Genomic DNA, 19630 nt, shown 5'->3' with positions numbered 1-19630 from the left:
CTTTTTTATGCCAGTAAGGCATTAGATACAAAGCCTTACTCAAGCTTTACTTATCTTACACTCCCTCAGCTTCCCACTCTTTACGCAGTGTTTTGGTTGCCGAGACAAGGTTGGCTAGTGCTGCTTCGGTTTCTGACCAATTGCGTGTTTTAAGGCCGCAGTCAGGGTTCGCCCAAAGACGCTCTGCCGAGATCTTTTCTGCTGCTTTCTTAAGAAGTCCTACAATCCACTCTTCTGATGGAATGTTTGGCGAGTGAATATCATACACACCCGGTCCAATCTCATTTGGATAGTTAAACTCTTCGAACGCTTTGAGCAACTCCATATTCGAGCGAGAGGTTTCAATCGTAATCACGTCTGCATCAAGTGCCGCAACAGATTCAATGATCTCGTTAAACTCGCTGTAACACATGTGGGTGTGGATTTGCGTTTCAGGCTTGGCACTTGCGGCAGCAACTTTAAACGCATCAACCGCCCATTCTAAGTACTCTGCATGAGCTGCTTTCTTTAAAGGTAATCCTTCTCGAATCGCAGGTTCATCGATCTGAATAATATTGATGCCTGCATCTTGCAAATCTGAAACCTCGTCACGCAGCGCGAAAGCTAATTGGTTAGCTATCTCTTTGCGAGAGATGTCTTCACGTGGGAACGTCCAACACAAAATCGTTACCGGCCCTGTTAACATGCCTTTCATCTGTTTTGAGGTAAGTGACTGTGCGTAGGTCGACCACTCAACGGTTACTGGTTTTTCTCGCTCAATATCCGCAACCACAATGGCAGGTTTTACGCAGCGAGAACCGTAGCTTTGCACCCAACCGAACTTGGTGGTTTGAAAACCCGCTAAGTTCTCAGCGAAGTATTCAACCATGTCATTACGTTCGGCTTCTCCGTGCACCAGCACATCAAGATCGAGCGCTTCTTGACGTTTTACAGCGTCGGCAATGTGCCCTTTCAATGCTTGTTTGTACTCACTCTCATTAAGTTTCCCTGCGCGATAAGCACTGCGTTGTACACGAATCTCACCCGTTTGAGGGAACGACCCAATCGTCGTTGTTGGTAGTAATGGCAAACCTAACACCTCAGACTGGTGAGCAGCGCGCTCGGCATAAGGCGCGCTTCGTTCCCCTATCGCTTTCGTCAGCGTTTTCAATCGTGCTTGAACATGTGGCTTGTTCACATGGGTCGCTTGTTTGCGAGCCTCAATCGGTTGACTATAAGTTTCACACGCTAAGATAGCGTTATCGTCCCCATCTAGCGCAGCTCCCAACAGGCTTACTTCCGTGACTTTTTGCTTAGCAAAGGCGAACCAGCTCTTCACTTCTTCTGTTAGTGTTTCTTCAAGATCCAAGTCCACAGGACTGTGTAACAGTGAACAAGAGCTCGCGACCCACAGCCTTTCTCCTAACGCCTCTTTTACAGGTTGCAGCAATGCAAGTTGTGTCGCTAAATCCGCTCGCCATACGTTGCGCCCATTGATAACACCTGCAGACAGTACCCAGTCTTGAGGGAGCTTTTCGACAACCTCATTCAACTGCTGTGGAGCCGCTGCTAAATCAATGTGTAAGCCGTTAACTGGAAGTTCGATGATCTTATTAAGTGTTTCATTCACTGAATCAAAGTAAGTCGTTAAGAGGATCTTTACATCTCCCTGAATGACTTGATACGCAAGTTTGAATGAATCTGCCCACGGTTTTTCAAGCTCTAGCGATAAGATAGGCTCATCAACTTGCACCCACTCCACACCAAGCTTCGCCAATTTCACTAATATTCCCTGATACGCGGTTAACAAGCGAGGTAATAGGCTCAAACGGTCAAAACCTTCTTCTACCTCTTTGCCTAAGTAGAGGTATGACAGCGGCCCTAGCAGTACAGGTTTTACTTTGTGCCCCTCTTTTATCGCTTGATTCACTTCATCAAATAGTTGCGGCCAACTCACCTCAAATGAATCGTCTTTGCTGAATTCAGGCACGATGTAGTGGTAATTGGTGTTAAACCATTTGGTCATGTCTGACGCTGCCGCTCCGTCCTGATCGTGGTGGTGATTCGAGCCGCAGCAAGTGCTCTGAGATTGACCACGGCCTACACGGAAAAGCGTATCTAAATCTGGAAAGCCATTGTTGTGGCGTTTTGGTACATGCCCCAGTAGTAACGTAGTGGCAAGAACGTGATCGTACCAAGCAAAGTCCCCTGCAGTAACAAAGCTCAGATTAGCGTCGGATTGTGCTTGCCAGTTACGCTGACGCAGTTCGCTACCGACTGCTTTCAGTTCAGTTTGGTCGATTTCCCCACGCCAATACTTTTCTAATGCAAATTTGAGTTCTCGTTTTTCGCCGATACGTGGGTAGCCTAAAATATGAGTCGTTGTTGTCATGAGCCTATTCCTTAATCACTATTTTTAAATCCGGTCAGACGCTGATTAATTTCATTCAAAGGCGTCTGGATGGCTAAACTATCTCGCCAAACGCCTTTGTGAACAATCTCCAAATATTCAACTTGTTTATTAGAAAACCTCATGTTGGTGAATTCACATATGAGAAAACCGAAAACATTTAGACGTCCAGATGTTTACACATCCACAAAAACGACGTAGGGTAGTTATTAAGAAATATTAAACATCAGCTTAGGAACTATGAGGATCACTCATGATAGAGCTCAAACACCTGCGAACACTGACCACATTGCGTGATAGTGGATCTTTAACAGCGACGGCGACATCACTACACCTGACGCAGTCTGCGTTATCGCACCAACTAAAGGATCTCGAGGCTCGTGTGGGTGGGCAACTGTTTTTGCGTAAAACTCGCCCAGTGAAGTTCACGTCAGAGGGTGAAATCCTGCTCAGATTGGCGGATGAAGTGTTGCCTAAACTGGCCAAAGCAGAGAACGAATTAGCCAGTCTCAAAGAGGATGTGAACGGCCGACTTCATATGGCGATAGAGTGCCACTCCTGTTTTCAATGGTTGATGCCTGCTCTCAAGGAGTATCAGGTCACTTGGCCAAGCGTGACCCTCGATTTCTCATCTGGCTTTGGCTTTGAGCCTTTACCGGCACTGATGGCAGGAGAGCTGGATCTCGTGATCACTTCGGACATCCAGCCTCGATCGGAAGTTCATTACGAACCACTGTTTGACTTCGAGATGCGACTGATCACGGCAATTAACTCGCCTCTTGCAGAAAAAGAAGCAATCCAGCCGGAAGATTTGTTCGATCTGACCATGCTCTCTTATCCTGTTCAGAAACAGCGCCTCGATGTAGTGAAACACTTCCTTCAACCTGCTGGCATCGAGCCTAAAAAATGGAAGCAAGCTGATAACACATTGATGTTAGTACAAATGGTATCTGCAGGTTTGGGCGTAGCAGCTCTGCCCAACTGGGCAATCAGTGAGTTTTCAAGACAAGGCTTGATTGCTAGCAAGCCGCTAGGGAAAGGTTTATCTCGTCGACTGTTTGCAGCTGTAAGGAACTCGGATAAAGATAAGCGCTATTTACAAGCTTTCTTCAGTACCGCAAGACAGCAGAGTAAAAGTCATCTCGATGGAATCAAGGTTGTCTAGCAGTAGCAACCCTATTTTAAAGATGCACCAGATTTAGAAGTGCCAAAAACAACAAAGCCACAGACTGTTAATCTGTGGCTTTAACTGTGATATTTAAATCCTTTAAGCTTCTGCTAAACAGCTATCGGGCATAGGATTTGAATTGATTGGTCAATGGATCGTACTGGTAACCGAGCATATCTAGTTTGCCCACCACACTTTCGATATCCATTTCATACATGCTGACAAGCTCTTCAAAACTATCACACTCAAGACGCAACTTTTCGTTGACGATTCCCAATAGAATAATGCTATCTAGGCTTTTGACGTTGCTTAAATCCATCTCGTACTCCTTACGAACACATCGACTGATTTAAGTTTAGAACGACAATGGTAAGCCCGCTTACTAATAGATCACATTTCTCGCTCAATCACAGCACAATTCGCAGCTTTCTGAAATTCCCAAATTGCTATAGTGTCTAAATAGCGATGGCGCCTAAATAGCGATGGCGCCTAAATAGCTATAGCGCCCAAATTGGCTCTAAGCCAACAACAGAAGCAATCAGCATTAGCAAAGCAACCGCAAGCTGGATTTTTTCAGGCGTTTTTGCGAAGAGCAAATGCCAACACCAAACCACAATCGATGAGATTAGAAGCGCAAAGCTAAACAATAGCGACGGCACCATAGGTTCCAATACTTCTTCAGAAAGCGAGTAGACGCCCAGTACTGTGGTCAACACCACCAGCATTCCGCTTAGAATACCCGCAACAGGCAAGATTCGGTGGAATGCCTGAAGACGTGTTCGTGCAATGGTCAGAAGTAGATGTGAGAACGCGCTACCGAGTAAGGCTGTTAGAAGCAATGATGAGATTAGGCCAACTAGAGTCGCCTTCTCGCTTGCTTGAATCCCAACATAAGAGAGCGCCAAACCACAGGCTAAATACATCACCCAAATCGGTCCGGCATCGCGAGTCTTCTTCGTCTGAACTTGAGAGAAGAAATAGAAAATGGCAAATACGACTAAGAAAGCTTCGACCTTAAGTGACGCCACTGCCAACCAGAGTACACCAATAGCTGGTAATACCTTATGAATACGACCGCGCTGGCCTGGGCAGATATCACCTTTCACTAAGATCAGCGTTAGTACGAGTTGTGCACCCAATAACATAGGTGCGAATTGAAGTAATACAGATTCGATCATCGGGATCTACTTATATGGACTTATTTTCGCAGAATGATATCAAAAACTGCTTGGAACACTAATCAAAATCATCAATTTGCTCACTGTCTCGTATCCTTGGTCTATGCTGTTTCCAAGAATCACTTCTCAATACAGCTTTGCATCGCTTATTGGGGAAAGACACTAGAACTATCAGGGGCATGTTCTACTGGCTAGTCTGGGCGCATGCCGCTATAATTCCCGCCTCAAAAATCAGAGGTCGAAATATGTACAGCGATATCACTCCTATTCACGAACACAAAAAATACTGGGCCGAATGCTACGGTACAGCTCCCTTTTTACCGACCAGTAGAAAGGAAATGGATGCTCTTGGATGGGACAGCTGCGACATTATCATCGTAACGGGCGACGCTTATGTCGATCACCCAAGTTTCGGTATGGCGATCATCGGTCGTTTGCTTGAAGCGCAAGGTTTCCGCGTAGGTATTATTGCTCAGCCAAAATGGGACAATAAAGACGCCTTCATGAAGCTAGGTAAACCTAACCTATTCTTCGGCATCACCGCGGGTAACATGGACTCCATGATTAACCGTTATACCTCTGATCGTAAATTACGCCACGATGATGCTTACACACCAAATAATGAAGGTGGTAAGCGCCCTGACCGTGCAACTCTGGTTTACTCTCAACGTTGTCGTGAGGCATACAAAGGAACGCCGATTGTTCTTGGTGGTATTGAAGCAAGTCTTCGCCGCGTAGCTCACTACGATTACTGGTCTGACAAAGTTCGTCGTTCTGTTCTTTTCGATGCGAAAGCAGACATTCTTCTTTTTGGTAACGCAGAGCGAGCACTGGTTGAAGTGGCACACCGCCTAGCCGATGGTGAAGAGATCGCGAACCTGACAAACATTCGCGGTACTGCTGTCAACTTGCCTGCTGCACCTGAGAACTTCAAAATCATCGACTCTTCACGTATCGAAAAGCCGGGTAAGGCTTACGTGCCGGTTAACCCGTATGAGGTTGAAACCCAGTGTGATACTAAGAAAGACGAAGAACCTAAAGCACAGCCAATTACTATTCGCCCTTCTCGCCACGACGCGAAAACCACGGCGGTTCGTATCCCTGCGTTTGAAAAGCTAAACAACGACCGTATTCTTTACGCTCACGCTAGTCGTATCCTGCACTTAGAGACTAACCCATACTCGGGTCGCGCTCTGATTCAACGTCACGGTGACCGCGAGCTTTGGGTAAACCAAGCGCCGATCCCTCTGACCACAGAAGAGATGGATTACGTATTCGGCCTTGCGTACAAGCGTGTGCCTCACCCTATGTACGGCAAAGCGAAGATTCCTGCGTACGACATGATCAAAACGTCGGTTAACATCATGCGTGGTTGTTTTGGTGGCTGTTCTTTCTGTTCTATTACCGAGCACGAAGGTCGCATCATCCAGAACCGTTCGAAAGAATCTATCTTAGATGAGATCGAAGATATTAAAGAGAAAGTACCTGGCTTTACCGGCACTATCTCTGACTTAGGTGGCCCGACAGCGAACATGTACCGCTTAGGTTGTTCAGACCCGAAAGCAGAAGTGAACTGTCGTCGTCCTTCGTGTGTGTTCCCTAAAATCTGTGAGAAGCTAAACACAGACCACAAACACACCATCGACCTTTATCGTTCTGCACGAAAAGTGAAAGGCGTGAAGAAGATTATGATCGCTTCTGGTGTTCGTTATGACCTTGCGATTGAGTCGCCAGAATATGTTCGTGAGCTTGTAACACATCACGTAGGTGGCTACCTGAAGATCGCACCAGAGCACACTGAAAAAGGTCCTCTGGATCTGATGATGAAGCCAGGTATGGGCACATACGATCGCTTCAAAGAGATGTTCGAGAAGTACAGCGCTGAAGCAGGTAAAAAACAGTATCTGATCCCTTACTTCATCTCAGCTCACCCAGGTACTGAAGATGAAGACATGCTGAACCTTGCGCTTTGGTTGAAGAAGCACAACTATGAGTGTGACCAAGTTCAGAACTTCTACCCATCGCCAATGTGTAACGCGACATCGATGTACTACTCAGAGACCAACCCTCTGAAACGCGTTAAGTACAAAAAGCGTGAAGATATCCCAGTGCCAAAAGGTGACCGTCAACGCCGCCTGCACAAAGCATTATTGCGTTACCACGATCCAGAGAACTGGAAACTGATCCGTGAAGCGCTTATCGATATGGGTAAGAAGCACCTAATTGGTGATAAACCGGGTTGCTTGGTTCCAGAAGATGACTTTGATGCACAAACACCTGCTCAGCGTCGTAAGTCTGGCCGTCACGGTGCTCACCGTTTCGCGACGAAACACAGTAAGTCGCAACCGGGTTTAGGCGGCGAGAAGCCACGTAACTACTCCAAATCTGGTAGCAATAAGCCTGGCGGTAAGAAACCAAACGGCAATAACGGCCAAGGTAACGCTCACCAAAGTAATGCAAACGGTAACAGCAATGGTCGTAAGCCAGCAAGTGGCTTCACCAAGAAAGGTCCGGGCGGACAGTCACAAGGTAACGGCAGACCGAACCGCAACAAAGCGGGCAATGGTCAAGGTGGCAAGCCTGCAGGTAACGGGAAGAACCGCCAACGTGCTGCGCAACGTTAGGCCTCAGTAACTGACCGAGAACCGCTCACCTTAAACAACAAAAGTCCAAGTGATTCCCCACTTGGACTTTTTTGTTTCTCTGACGAAGCTGAAGCACTAAGCTTGAGTCTGTTTAAACACCCAAGCTTTGCTAAGTAAGTAGTTACTGACCATCCCAATCAATACCCCAATCGCCATCGCCAAAAACAGCGAACCATTGAATTCAGGCAGTATTAATGTGAGAGCCTTAAAGCAGATTAAGTTGGGTGCGGCTGATAACATCGCAGAGGCCATGAATTTTTGCCATTGTTTGAGGTCATCTCTACGTGCCCCTGTCCCTTGGTACTCGAACGTCAAGACTCGGTTACCAAGCCAAGTGCTGGTTGCTGCGACAAAAAAAGCCAATACCCTCGCCCACATCACTGACACATCACCAACAAAATGAAACAACGCGAAAGCGGCACAATCTACGACGAATCCACCCGCTCCCACACAGGCGAATTTAATCAGTTGATGATGAGGCCTCAATAATCTCTCCACACTTGAGGCCATTGTTCTAAAGTGAAATCGCGTTTTCATCAAGAATCTTTACTGCGACCGGTTCAACATTAACGTTCTGACTCAGTGGTTTGCAGCTAAATAGTGCTCGTTTCTGCTTATCAACGGGCTCTAGAAGACAGCTCAATGCATTTTCTGCAATGACCGACTCAACTTGAGCCTTCTTACCAATCAGATAAAACTTGCTGCTAGTGTCGGCCTCTGAGATATCAGTGATCTTTTTGGCTTGCCCTAAACTATAGAACTGACCAGAGAAAGGACGCTTACCAATATAATAACTTGGCGCATCATCCTCGATATGGTTGAAAATAATACGGTCACTCTTTTCATTCGCCTTGCCCAAGTTCAAATAAACCATCGCAATCATCAGAAGTACGGGCAGAACCAACGCCACACTTGAGAACCATTTCTTGTCTTTCTCAACCACCAGCATCGCCACCAACAAGCCTAATGCAGGAATACCCGGCAATACGTAAGCTGGCAGTATATTTCCCGCCATAGTGAACAACAGCAGTGGTGATATTAGCCAGCAGATTAGAAACGAGAATAAGCCGCTGTGGGTTTGATTCTGCTCTTTGATCTTTTGACGACGAGCAAATGCTAATATCGGCAATACAATCGACCAAGGCGCTGCAGCCTGAATCCAGAATACCCAGATCATGCCTCTGGCTTCATCGTGCGCTGAACCATATAGATCACCTTCCCAACCGCTCACGACAAAACGCTTAAAGTGCTCACCCACGATAAAGTAATCAATGAAGCCCGGTGTCGCCATTTCAGCCATGATGTACCAAGGCAGAGCAATCGCCAGCATTAACGCTAAACCAGAGACAATTGGAAAACGCTGCCACAGTGCTTTGAATGCGCCAATCAAACCATGTTGTAGAACAAGCCACGGGAAAACCGCGATCCCCATGATCACAATCGCGACAGGCCCCTTCGCAAGTAAACCGCAAGCAAGACCAACAAAGCCAACATAACCCCAAGCATTATTCGTACGCTGACTACCTTCCCCTTTCCAACACAGGTAGAAGCCCAACATAGCAATAGTCATCGCCAACGTTAGGGCAATATCCGTCATCACGGCACCTGCCGCAATCGAGAAAATACCGCACGTTGCAAGAACTACAGCTGCAACTAATGCGCTCTTCCCGGTACGTTTAGCGAAATACGCAATCAATAAAATAGTGAATACACCCGCTAACCAGTGAGGAGCACGAACTGCAAACTCACTCAGGCCAAATAGCTCAATGCCCGCAGCACTCATCCACGTAAACAGTGGCGGCTTGCCCCAAAAAGGTACGCCATAATCAAACTGGGGTGTGAGCCAGTTTCCGGTTTCGACCATCAAGCGAGCCATTTCGCCGTAGCGTGCCTCGGTGGTATCCATCAACGGATACGTCGCCAGTGACAGCAACCTAAGAATTAGCGCAAAGGCTAATAAATACCACAGGTGCGTTCTGTTCAGGCTCATGCTGATTCCTCTAATTTATACGTTGTTTTCAGTGCCGGTTTATCGACAACAGATTGGATGAGATACAAAGGACGATTCTTGGTTTCGATGAAGATACGGCCAATGTATTCACCCATAAGACCGATACTAAGAAGCTGGATACCGCCAAGTGCAAGTTGGACAACCATCATCGACGGGTAACCAGTAATCGGCTCACCAAACATCAATGTTTTAAAGATGATAAACATGCCGTAAACAAAGGCACTCAGAGCGACCATGCTGCCGAGCGCGGTTGCAATGCGCAGTGGTCGAATTGAAAATGAGGTAATGCCATCCATTGCCAAGCCAAGTAGCTTGAGATAGTTCCACTTGGTCTCACCACAAAAGCGCGCATCACGTTTAAATTGGACGGTGGTTTGCTTGAATCCTGGCCACGAGAAAATACCTTTCATGTATCGATTACGCTCTGGTAGTTGATTAATATGGTCAACAACCTCACGGCTTAGTAAACGAAAATCGCCAACATTTTCAGGAACATCGATCTTCGCTGCGGCATTCATGACACGATAAAAGCTTGCTGCAGAAAACTTCTTAAACCAGGTTTCGCCGTCACGTTGACTGCGCTGCATATTGACCACGTCATAGCCTTCTCGCCATTTAGAAACCATATCTGGAATCAGTTCCGGTGGGTCTTGTAGATCCGCATCCAATAAAATTACCGCTTGGCCACGACAGTGTTCTAAACCTGCACTCATCGCCGACTCTTTACCAAAGTTACGTGATAAACCGATCACTGAAATCGAGCTCGCAATTGACTTGAACGACTCCACCAGAGCCAAGCTATTGTCTTTGCTGCCATCATCGACATAAACAATCTCGCTAGAGATAGGTAACTCATCAAGCACTCTGGTTAAGCGTGAGTGGAATTCGGGCAACACTTCCTCTTCATTGAAGAAAGGCACAATAATAGACAGCGAAATTGCTGGGCTAATTTGAGGCTCGCGTGAGCGGCGCGAGTTGATATGAAGTTCAGTCATAATACGGTCTTCTATTTTTTGATTCCGTAGCAGACTAGCTTCCCATCCATGAAAGTTATGTTGTTGACATATTTTTCACGTCAATTCAGGATGATCGCTATAACAAAATAAGTGCTTATGGGTAATAAAATGAAACGTGTTCTGTTGGTTGAAGATAACCGTGAAATCGCTGGTGTGCTGTTCGACTATTTTGAGTGCATTGGTATGGAGCTCGATTACGCCGATAACGGTGAGCTTGGATTACAACTCGCCACAGATAACTCGTTCGACATCATTATCCTAGACCTGATGTTACCGCGCATGGATGGCCTAACCGTATGTAATAAACTGCGTGAGAACGGAAACACGACCCCGATTCTAATGCTGACAGCCCTAGACAGCCGAGACGATATGCTCGCAGGTTTTGAACATGGGGCCGATGATTACCTCACCAAACCGTTCGACCTCGATATTCTTGAAGCGAGAATGAAAGCCTTGGTTCGCAGGTACCACGGCACGGTGGCATCCAGCAAGTTGGTATTTGGTGAAATCAGCATTGATCAAAAGACACGTAAAGCTTATCGACAGGACAAATTATTAGCCCTCAATCCAACCACTTACACCATCCTTGAGATGCTGTGTAAGCGTGCACCGGATGTCGTTACTCGCGAAGACATCTCTTATAAACTTTGGGAAGAAGACGAGCCAAACAATGACGTACTGCGTAGCCACATCTACCAATTAAGAAATCAGTTAGACAAACCCTTTGACCAACAAATGCTGATTACCGTGCCTAAAGTCGGTTTTAGATTGGAGTCGAATTCGTGATCCTCAATGTACTCAATAGCACCAAAAGTCTAACTGGTCGTTTAGCGCTTTTCTTTGGGTTGATGGCCGTAATCATCACCGCCTTCGTCTATGCGGTTTTTCTTGTTGCTATGTACCAATCGGAAGACCGCGTTGGTGAACGACGTATCCTAATTGACCGTAATTATGCAGTGAGTTTATTTGAAGCGGGAGCGAATGGAAAAATACGCATTGACGACCTAACCATTGCTTACAATGACCGCAGTCTCATTCCTGAACGCTATCAGCGTTTTATCGGAGATAAAGATACATTTCTTGGTGAAGTGGGTGACGAACCCCATTCGCGTATGGTCTATGTGGGCGAGTATTCGCATGAAGGCGTTACCTACCCTCTTATATTACTCTCAGAGATTGATCGTATTGAATTTGATGTCACAGAGTTATTTTATGCAACCACTCTTGTTCTCACCTTGTTAGCGGTTTTGATCTTCAGCTTCGGCGCTCTTTTATACCGACTGTCTCAACGTCTCATTGAGCCCTTCAACTCTTTGGCAAGACAACTAGAGAGCAACAAGAGTAACCTAAACCAAGAGTTTAAAGTTCAAGACAGTGCAGCCATTGAGTTTCGTCAGCTCACCAATCAACTTAATGATTATCGAAGTGAAATCAATGCACTAGTAAAACGAGAACAAGCTTTTGCTCGCTACTCTAGCCACGAATTGCGCACGCCGCTTACGGTTGCGCGAGGCTCTAACAAACTACTTCTACGCAGCCAAATGACTGAGTTCCAACATCGCCAAGTAAAACGCGTTGACGATGCCGTTGCTCAGATGTCAGAAATGGTCGACGCCCTTTTAGGGTTGGTACGCTATGAACGCAATCAGGATGACGCACCAATTCGACTCTTTACTCAGCAAGAGTTAGAGCAGATCATCGCTAAAAACTCCGCACAAGCGAATGAAAAACAAATTAATGTTGAACTAGAAGTGGAAGGCGAACCGAGTGTTCGTGCCACCAGTGCGATTCTTAACATGTTGATTGGCAATCTGCTGAGAAATGCCATTGCTGCCACCAACCATGGCAAAGTTACAATCACTCTGACCCAACATTTGATCAGTATCCATGACCAAGGAGAAGGTCTCACCGAACAATACAACCCAAGTGGACATGGCCTAGGTCTACTGATCGTCGATGATTTATGTAGTCGATACAACTGGGACTTTGAACTCATCAATCATCAAAACGGTGGCTGTGTGGCACTGGTAGTGTTTGACCAACCTGCGAACACCTCGTCTCACTTAGAATAAACACAAGTTTCAATGTTTGGGTAGCTCATCCACCCAAACTTTGATTCAATCGGTTTACTTGCTCAATCAGTTGCCGGATACTGCGCGTCCCAAATGTTCAACAAGTGTCCCTTGGCACCTACTCAACATGAAACTCAACAACAGCCCTATCACCCAACACCAGTTTAATGGCCGCACTTTCTTCTTAAAGCGTGATGACCAATTGCACTCACATTTCTGCGGCAACAAAGCTCGCAAATTCATGCAATTACTCGAAGAAGAGCACTCAAACATAGATACCTTGATCTGTTACGGTTCAGCGCAAGCAAACTCGCTATTATCGTTGGCGGCATTAGCGAAAATTAAGGGGTGGAAGCTGGAGTTTTACGTTGACCATTTACCCCAATGGCTCATTGATAAACCGATAGGAAACTACCGAGGTGCATTAGACCTTGGTGCCAAAGTGATCAGCATGCAAGTGGTCGCTAGCGATCTTCATCCAAGAGCGTACATCGAGCAAATCAGACAGCCAGGACCTGAATGTATCGTATTGCCAGAAGGCGGACGCAGCAAAATGTCTGAATATGGCGTCAAACAGCTCGCTATGGAGATCTTAAGTTGGACACGCTTCGAGCCGAAACACGATTTTGTCGTTGCGCTACCAGCTGGTACTGGGAGTACTGCCCTTTATCTTCATAAACACCTTAAAGTACACAATATTCCGGTCATCACTTGTGCTTGTGTTGGCGGTAATGACTACCTGACAAAACAGTTTGACGAGTTAGGTGAAGACGACCATCCTGAGATTCTACCTTTAGAATCTAAACATCACTTTGGAAAACTCTATCAACGAGATTACCAAATGTGGCTCGACCTTCTAGAAGAGACCGATGTGGAGTTTGATCTACTCTACGACCCTTTGATGTGGCAATGTTTGGAACAGTGGCAACAAAACAATCCAGAAAAAACACTTATCTATATTCATCAAGGCGGCTTGCTCGGCAATGAATCTATGTTGCCCCGCTATCAGCGTAAATACCCAGATATCACGGCCAGTCAGACGCTAGATTGGTAGTCGTTCTAGGCTTAGCGGTAGAAGTAATATCTCGTTTTTATCTCATCCTTCATGCAGCAATATAGTTCTTTCCTATACTTTCCAATAGGAAAATACCGACAGGAAGGAACTATGCAAATTCGAACCGCTCTATCTTTACTCAGTGCAGCTCTTTGTGCCCCTCTAATGGCCGGAGAAAATATACCTTATACGGTGGATGGTCTTGAATACGAAGGCTATTGGAGTGAATCCAGTGACAACGCACCATTGGTGCTACTTGTGCATGATTGGGATGGCTTGACTGACTATGAAAAAAAGCGAGCAGAGATGCTCAATGAACTTGGTTACAACGTATTTGCTGTAGACCTTTTCGGCAAAGGCATTCGTCCTACCGAAGTGAAAGACAAGAAACAACACACAGGTGAGCTCTACAAAGACCGTGAAAAGATGCGTTCATTGCTCATTGGTGCGGCCGCTCAAGCAGAGAAACTAGGTGGCAACCTCGATAACAATGTCATGATGGGGTACTGTTTTGGAGGTGCTGCTGTATTAGAAGCTGCCCGAGCCGCCATTCCATCTAAGGCTTATGTCTCTTTTCATGGTGGGCTATCAACACCCGAGGGACAAGACTACTCCCAAACACCATCTCAGGTTGTCATTTTCCATGGAACTGCGGATGCTATGATCTCAATGGCGGATTTCGGAAATCTGGCTGAGCAACTGGAATCGGCGAATGTCGAACATGAAATGCTGACGTACAGCGGCGCTCCTCATGCATTCACAGTGTTTGGCTCTATGAACTATCAGCTCGAAGCCGACCAAAAGTCTTGGGCTCGCTTTACCGAAGTGCTTGCTTCCGCTACACAATAACTCAATTAAAGAGCCCCAAAATACGAAAAGCGCCTTCAAATATATTGAAGGCGCTTTTTATATCTCATTGTTTCACCGAGTTTTTCGAATCGCGTATCTACAAGATTTTACTGATATCGAGATACACTCAGATCGCCACTTTCAACTTCTGGTACTTTTCCACTCACCACACTCGCAAGAATTTTTCCTGAACCACATGCCATGGTCCAACCCAAAGTCCCATGACCGGTGTTGGTGTACAGGTTGCCTACCGGCGTCTTACCTATGATTGGCGTGCCATCTGGCGTCATAGGTCTTAACCCAGTCCAGTATTCGGCTTTCGCGTGATCGCCAGCCTCTGGAAAGAGATCTTTAATAACCATATCAATGGTGGCTTTACGTTTCTCTGGTATATCGAAGTTGAAACCAGCCAGCTCGGCAGTCCCTGCAATACGAATGCGATCATCAAAGCGTGTCATCGCGACTTTGTAGGTTTCATCCATCACGGTTGAGGTTGGCGCTTTGTCTGCGTTGATGATCGGCAGTGTTAACGAATAACCTTTCACAGGGTAAACAGGCACATCAATATCGATCTGTTTCAAAAGCTCGGTCGAATAGCTTCCCGTCGCCAAAACAAAAGCATCCGCTTTCAACTCGCCAGCACTGGTGTTAATGCTGGTTAACGATGAGCCTTGACGGTTCAGCGAGTGCACTTCAGTATCAAACTTAAATTCAACACCCAAGGCTTTGGCTTTTTCAGTCAGCTCAATACAAAACTTGTGGCAATCACCCGTTTCATCTCCCGGTAAATACAACCCACCTACAAGCTTATCTTTAACGGATTCAAGCCCCGGTTCGACCTTAATGCACTCCTCAACACTTAACAAAGAGTGCTCAATGCCGCTCTCTTTGAGCAGTTTCATGTCTTGTTGAATCGCTTCTAGCTGCTTAGCATCACGGAACACTTGCAGCGTTCCTTGCTGACGGCCTTCATAGTCAAGGTTTTCAGTTTCACGCAGCTCAGTTAAACAATCTCGACTGTAATTCGCAATGCGTAACATGCGAGCTTTATTGATCGCATATTTGGCTGGGCTGCAGTTGGACAACATCTGAGTTGCCCATTGAATCAAAGCGGGCGAGAGTGAAGGTTTCACTTTCAGCGGTGCATGCTCTTGCGTCAACCATTTGAGAGCCTTAACGGGAATCCCAGGTGCAGCCCAAGGAGAAGAATAGCCATAAGAGATTTGACCTGCATTGGCAAAACTGGTCTCTTTACCACTGCTATCTTGACGATCGATCACCGTTACCTTGTGCCCTTCTTTGGCCAAGTACCAAGCACTGGTCAATCCAATTACACCACTACCAATTACAATCACTTCCATTGCCCTGCCCCTGTTTTAGCAACATTTTCGTAACTTGGGGACACTTTATGAATCAGGTGTTGACTTGACAAGCTTGAGAGCGTTGACTAAAAGTCATTTAGAGATCTTAACCACCTAATACACTGATTATGTGGCTTTTTCCTACGCAAAATTACGGTTTCAGAATACAAAAACACCGCTGAAGTTTATGTTATCAGCGGTGTCAACAAACTTAGTAAGGTAACAATAAAGACGGTAAAGAACGTAAAATTATGATGCTTTAGCGGCATCCAGAACAAGGCTCGGACGAATTAGCTCATACAGGCAATCAAGCTCTTCTCCTGTTCGAAACTTCCTTGGAATCATCCCCGCAGCCATATGTGGATGTCCACCACCAAAACCAATGCCTTTTTCATTCAAGGCTTTTTGAATAACCTTGGCGACATTATTTTCAGAGCACTCCGAGCGAAGTGAAATAAACGTTTTATCGCTCGTTCTCGCGGTAAGCACAATAATATCAAGCTCATCAACGCTCAAAAGAAAGTCACCCAGTACACCTAGCATGTTTTTAGGACATCCTTCAGGAAGTACAGCAAAAGCAGCATTTTTCTCGCGACGCATACCGGCAAGCATTGAATTGAACAGCTTCAGCTCTTCAAATTGAACTTGGTTTCGACAAATCTTATTCACGATCGCGTTGTCGGCTTTGGCTTGCAGGTACGCAAGCGCCTTAAGATCTGAAGCCCCTACGCTTCGGGTGAAGTTGGCGGTATCAAAACTCAAACCGACCAACAATGCAGTCGCCACACGCTTAGGCATATCAATGGAAAAATATTGATAGTACTCAACCATGATAGTGGCAGTAGCACCATAATTAGATCGAATATCGCTATACCAAACCGACTCCGGCGCTTCCACCTGATGATGGTCGATAACACCGACTTCCTCACCAGTGAAATCAGTAATGTTCTTCTCACCAATACAACCATCAACCACAATGATTTTATCGTCCGGCTTCAAACGTAGATCTTCGGGTTTATATACTGGTATTTCGAGCCAATCGATAAGATTTCTCAGTGACACTCTATCGATGTGCCCTTTAAAGGTGATGAACGGATTCAAGCCTTGGTTTTTAAGCAGGTAAGCCAGCGCATAAGCAGAGGAGATCGCGTCATGGTCTGGAAAATCATGAGCCTGCACAATCACTCTTTTATTCGCTTTCAGCTTGTCTAAGAAAGCTTCAAATTCAATATTTGCCATTTTGAAATCGCCCATTGAAAACTAGCCTCAGAAGAGGCTAGAGAAAATAAGAGGTTCTAAATCTTATGAATTAGTCGGTACTCAGTATTAGATAGAATTGCTTCTTCTAAAGCACCCACACCTAAGGTGCTGTATCCATAAAAATTCGGCTTCGCATTTTTGCGCAAAGATTGTACGCTTTCGACAATGTTATCATCCATTGTCAGTGCATCCACCACTTCAGAAAGTAACTTCCTGTTTTCTTGTGACATAGGTGAGATAAACTCACTTGCACCACTGATAGAAGAATACAAGTAGCCAAATTCGCCACCATTATTCTCTTCAATGTAGTAGTTACCTGTTCTTGCAAACGATGCGCGGATCTCATTCACACTCTCGATTGAACTAAACGTTTTAGCAAAGAACTCCGAACCACCCGCATGCTCTAGCGTTTCTGGCGCGAAGCCTTCATTTGGGAAAACAAGATAAGCGACGATCGCATTGTCTCGGGTAATGGCAGAAAGGATGAAATTATCGTCTTGGTAGTACTTGATGACGTCATCCGTTGACGCTCGTTTAATATAAACTGGCGCACCAAATGTTTGATCTAACGTCTCAGCAGATGAACGAATATAAATTTTATCTAGCTTTCTATGTGACGGGATATCTGTCATTTGAGACAGACCAAAATCGAACATCTTCTCCAATGCATCAAAACTGTCATTGAAGCCGCCCAAAGCAATGGAAATCACCGACACTAGACCAATAGTGCGAGCTATACCGCCCTTCTTCTGCTCTTCCAACAGAGACTCTTGAGTGTCTTGAAGCTCTTGTAACTCTTCCTGAATATCTTTTTGAATTTCCTTGTTTTGTTCTTCAGACATTTTTAACCTTTGATCTCATCGATTTTGTCCATTAACGCATCTGTACCGTCTTCAGCTTTCTCTTGTACTCGCTCAAACGCATCGGTATCCATGATACTTTCAATTTCATCGCTGTAATTAAGACCTAAATAAATGCCGAAACAGATAAATACTAAAGCGAAAATTTTAAACATTGTTACTCTCAATTCTTAAATGGTAGACAAAGTACATGCCGGGTGACATGTACCTTGTTGTTTTACTTACCTGATTTATTACTTATATAACGCGATACGACTGTTTACTTTCTTCAAGTAATTTTTGGTTTCGTCGTACGGTAGATTCACCACGAGATGGTCATAAACTTGTTGAGGAGTCATCTGGTTGATGACCTTCGAAGCTTTGCCAATACTGGTAGAACGGTCTTTGTTAAACGCTCTTGCTACATTACCCGCACCAGTGTTGTAAGCCGCAATGACACAATACAAACGACTCTCGTCATTCTTGATCTTGCGAAGATACTTACTGTTCAAGATATCTAAGTAAGCCGTACCCGTTTCTACGTTGATAACCGGCTGATATAGGTCTGCCACTTTCATCGGCGCATCGATGTTGCGAACTTGTTTATTCACGTCGTGACCAGCACTCGTCGGGACTACTTGCATCAAACCAAACGCAGGCACATGTGATTTAGCATCCGGACGGAAAGCCGATTCCGAGTGCATGATTGCCATGATCAACGCCGCATCAATCTCCCAGTTTTTACTCTCTTTCTCTGCTAAGGTGCTGTACTTGCTCGCACGTGCCTTAAGGCTGTTTTCAGGAAGCTTAACTTTATAGCTGATGACTTTTTTCGGTTTAACCGGAGCTGCTGCAACTTCAACAATAGGTTTAGGTTTTACAACTTCTGGCTGTGGCGATTTTTCAACGACCTTTTCAACTACTTTCGTTGGCTGCTTTTCTGTAGGCGTTGGCTCTAGCTTGGCGACCTCTTTTGGTACTTCGACTTTTTCAACGGGTTTCACCAACTCAACGGCCGGCTCTGGTCGCTTCACTTCAATACCATGTTTTGCACGCATTTCATCATACAGTTTGGTTTGCGCAGCAATACGCTCCTGAGCTTTTGCCAGTAGTGCCATTTTCTTGTTGTGAGCACGCTGGTAAATGAAAGAATCAGGAATGCCGGTATCAGACAAAATCAGTCGCTCAGCTTGCACATCCAGCTCATTCATCTGGCTCTGCGTCTGCTGGATAACGAAATTTTTCTCTTCTTGCTCTTTCTCCAACGAATAAAGCACGGCGTGGTCTTCCGCCTTGAGTTTGGCGAGTTCAACATTTTGACCCGCAACCTCAACAGGGATATTTTTTACCAGTGCTTCGATCTCTTCCGGAGTACTATCTTCATCCACCAACACAGAGACTGTTGCTGTATTGGTTTCGTAATCGACAGCCGTTTTTACTTGATCGTCTTGAGAATAATCCACCTGTTTAGTTTGAGATGAAACTTCCCCCTCACCCCATGTCTTGATGAGATCGCTTCGACGTTCATCAAGATTATTGGTGTATTCATCACGCCACGCTTCGTATTCATCCAAGTAGGCATTAACGTAAGCATGAAACTCTTTGATCTTGTCTTCTTGAGACTGGCTCGCCTTAGCAATAGCGCTGTTTAGCTGCTGCTTTTGATCTTCTGATACAGCAAATGCTTGAGAGCTGATAGCTGCTGAGATAACGACAGCTAAAACAGTCTTATTGATCATTTTATACATAGTTCACTCCCAGAGTGTATAGAGACAAAAGGCCACACAA

General features: G+C 45.5%; 17 protein-coding genes. 6 read left to right on the top strand and 11 right to left on the bottom strand.

Annotated elements, in window-relative coordinates; genetic code table 11:
- Nucleotides 1–55: 55 nt before the first annotated feature.
- On the bottom strand, nucleotides 56–2371 hold the full coding sequence (metE, locus tag OCV50_RS05510; protein WP_261903912.1) for a 5-methyltetrahydropteroyltriglutamate--homocysteine S-methyltransferase: 2316 nt from the start codon (nucleotides 2369–2371) through the stop codon (nucleotides 56–58).
- A 271-nt stretch (nucleotides 2372–2642) separates the two neighbouring features.
- Here metE and OCV50_RS05505 point away from each other — a divergent pair, with 271 nt between their 5' ends.
- A complete protein-coding gene (locus OCV50_RS05505; RefSeq protein ID WP_261903911.1) occupies nucleotides 2643–3554 on the top strand; it encodes a LysR substrate-binding domain-containing protein in 912 nt (303 codons plus the stop codon).
- A 121-nt stretch (nucleotides 3555–3675) separates the two neighbouring features.
- Here OCV50_RS05505 and OCV50_RS05500 read toward each other — a convergent pair whose 3' ends face one another.
- Nucleotides 3676–3876 carry a DUF4250 domain-containing protein gene (locus OCV50_RS05500; protein ID WP_239840649.1) on the bottom strand — a complete coding sequence of 67 codons (201 nt, stop codon included), beginning with the start codon at nucleotides 3874–3876 and terminating at the stop codon, nucleotides 3676–3678.
- 178 nt (nucleotides 3877–4054) lie between these two features.
- On the bottom strand, nucleotides 4055–4735 hold the full coding sequence (locus OCV50_RS05495) for a hypothetical protein (RefSeq protein WP_261903910.1): 681 nt from the start codon (nucleotides 4733–4735) through the stop codon (nucleotides 4055–4057).
- A 245-nt stretch (nucleotides 4736–4980) separates the two neighbouring features.
- Between OCV50_RS05495 and OCV50_RS05490 the strand changes: the two genes are divergently transcribed.
- Nucleotides 4981–7359 carry a YgiQ family radical SAM protein gene (locus tag OCV50_RS05490; RefSeq protein WP_261903909.1) on the top strand — a complete coding sequence of 793 codons (2379 nt, stop codon included), beginning with the start codon at nucleotides 4981–4983 and terminating at the stop codon, nucleotides 7357–7359.
- A gap of 96 nt (nucleotides 7360–7455) precedes the next feature.
- On the opposite strand, the gene OCV50_RS05485 is transcribed toward OCV50_RS05490, so the two are convergent.
- The 3 genes from OCV50_RS05485 to OCV50_RS05475 are packed head-to-tail and all read right to left on the bottom strand — an operon-like array spanning nucleotide 7456 to nucleotide 10386.
- Nucleotides 7456–7917, bottom strand: a complete 462-nt coding sequence (locus tag OCV50_RS05485) for a GtrA family protein (RefSeq protein ID WP_261903908.1) — start codon at nucleotides 7915–7917, stop codon at nucleotides 7456–7458.
- A complete protein-coding gene (locus OCV50_RS05480; RefSeq protein WP_261903907.1) occupies nucleotides 7895–9370 on the bottom strand; it encodes an ArnT family glycosyltransferase in 1476 nt (491 codons plus the stop codon). The genes OCV50_RS05485 and OCV50_RS05480 overlap by 23 nt, the downstream gene beginning before the upstream one ends.
- The gene (locus OCV50_RS05475) at nucleotides 9367–10386 is read right to left on the bottom strand and encodes a glycosyltransferase family 2 protein (RefSeq protein WP_261903906.1); all 1020 of its coding nucleotides are present in this window, start codon (nucleotides 10384–10386) and stop codon (nucleotides 9367–9369) included. The genes OCV50_RS05480 and OCV50_RS05475 overlap by 4 nt, the downstream gene beginning before the upstream one ends.
- A gap of 129 nt (nucleotides 10387–10515) precedes the next feature.
- Between OCV50_RS05475 and OCV50_RS05470 the strand changes: the two genes are divergently transcribed.
- From OCV50_RS05470 to OCV50_RS05455, 4 genes are all read left to right on the top strand, one after another.
- Nucleotides 10516–11193: a response regulator transcription factor gene (locus tag OCV50_RS05470; RefSeq protein WP_239840644.1), complete on the top strand. Its 678-nt coding sequence runs from the start codon at nucleotides 10516–10518 to the stop codon at nucleotides 11191–11193.
- Complete coding sequence (locus tag OCV50_RS05465; RefSeq protein WP_239840643.1) at nucleotides 11190–12479, top strand: sensor histidine kinase; 1290 nt, start codon at nucleotides 11190–11192, stop codon at nucleotides 12477–12479. Before OCV50_RS05470 ends, OCV50_RS05465 begins: the two co-directional genes overlap by 4 nt.
- A gap of 127 nt (nucleotides 12480–12606) precedes the next feature.
- Nucleotides 12607–13533 carry a pyridoxal-phosphate dependent enzyme gene (locus OCV50_RS05460; protein ID WP_261903905.1) on the top strand — a complete coding sequence of 309 codons (927 nt, stop codon included), beginning with the start codon at nucleotides 12607–12609 and terminating at the stop codon, nucleotides 13531–13533.
- Nucleotides 13534–13644: 111 nt separating this feature from the next.
- Entirely contained in the window at nucleotides 13645–14382 is a 738-nt protein-coding gene (locus OCV50_RS05455) for a dienelactone hydrolase family protein (RefSeq protein WP_261903904.1), read from the top strand.
- Nucleotides 14383–14489: 107 nt separating this feature from the next.
- On the opposite strand, the gene OCV50_RS05450 is transcribed toward OCV50_RS05455, so the two are convergent.
- The 5 genes from OCV50_RS05450 to OCV50_RS05430 form a co-directional block, all read right to left on the bottom strand.
- Nucleotides 14490–15743: a D-amino acid dehydrogenase gene (locus tag OCV50_RS05450; RefSeq protein ID WP_261903903.1), complete on the bottom strand. Its 1254-nt coding sequence runs from the start codon at nucleotides 15741–15743 to the stop codon at nucleotides 14490–14492.
- A gap of 249 nt (nucleotides 15744–15992) precedes the next feature.
- Nucleotides 15993–16982 carry a DHH family phosphoesterase gene (locus OCV50_RS05445; protein WP_261903902.1) on the bottom strand — a complete coding sequence of 330 codons (990 nt, stop codon included), beginning with the start codon at nucleotides 16980–16982 and terminating at the stop codon, nucleotides 15993–15995.
- 56 nt (nucleotides 16983–17038) lie between these two features.
- Complete coding sequence (locus OCV50_RS05440; protein ID WP_261903901.1) at nucleotides 17039–17845, bottom strand: ETEC_3214 domain-containing protein; 807 nt, start codon at nucleotides 17843–17845, stop codon at nucleotides 17039–17041.
- A 2-nt stretch (nucleotides 17846–17847) separates the two neighbouring features.
- Complete coding sequence (locus tag OCV50_RS05435) at nucleotides 17848–18018, bottom strand: hypothetical protein (protein ID WP_239840637.1); 171 nt, start codon at nucleotides 18016–18018, stop codon at nucleotides 17848–17850.
- A 78-nt stretch (nucleotides 18019–18096) separates the two neighbouring features.
- Nucleotides 18097–19590: a transglycosylase SLT domain-containing protein gene (locus OCV50_RS05430; RefSeq protein ID WP_261903900.1), complete on the bottom strand. Its 1494-nt coding sequence runs from the start codon at nucleotides 19588–19590 to the stop codon at nucleotides 18097–18099.
- Between the last annotated feature and the right edge of the window lie 40 nt (nucleotides 19591–19630).

Origin of the sequence: Vibrio fortis (assembly GCF_024347475.1) — a bacterium.
Taxonomy (GTDB): Bacteria; Pseudomonadota; Gammaproteobacteria; order Enterobacterales; family Vibrionaceae; genus Vibrio; species Vibrio fortis.
This window is presented reverse-complemented; position numbering and strand designations above follow the sequence as displayed.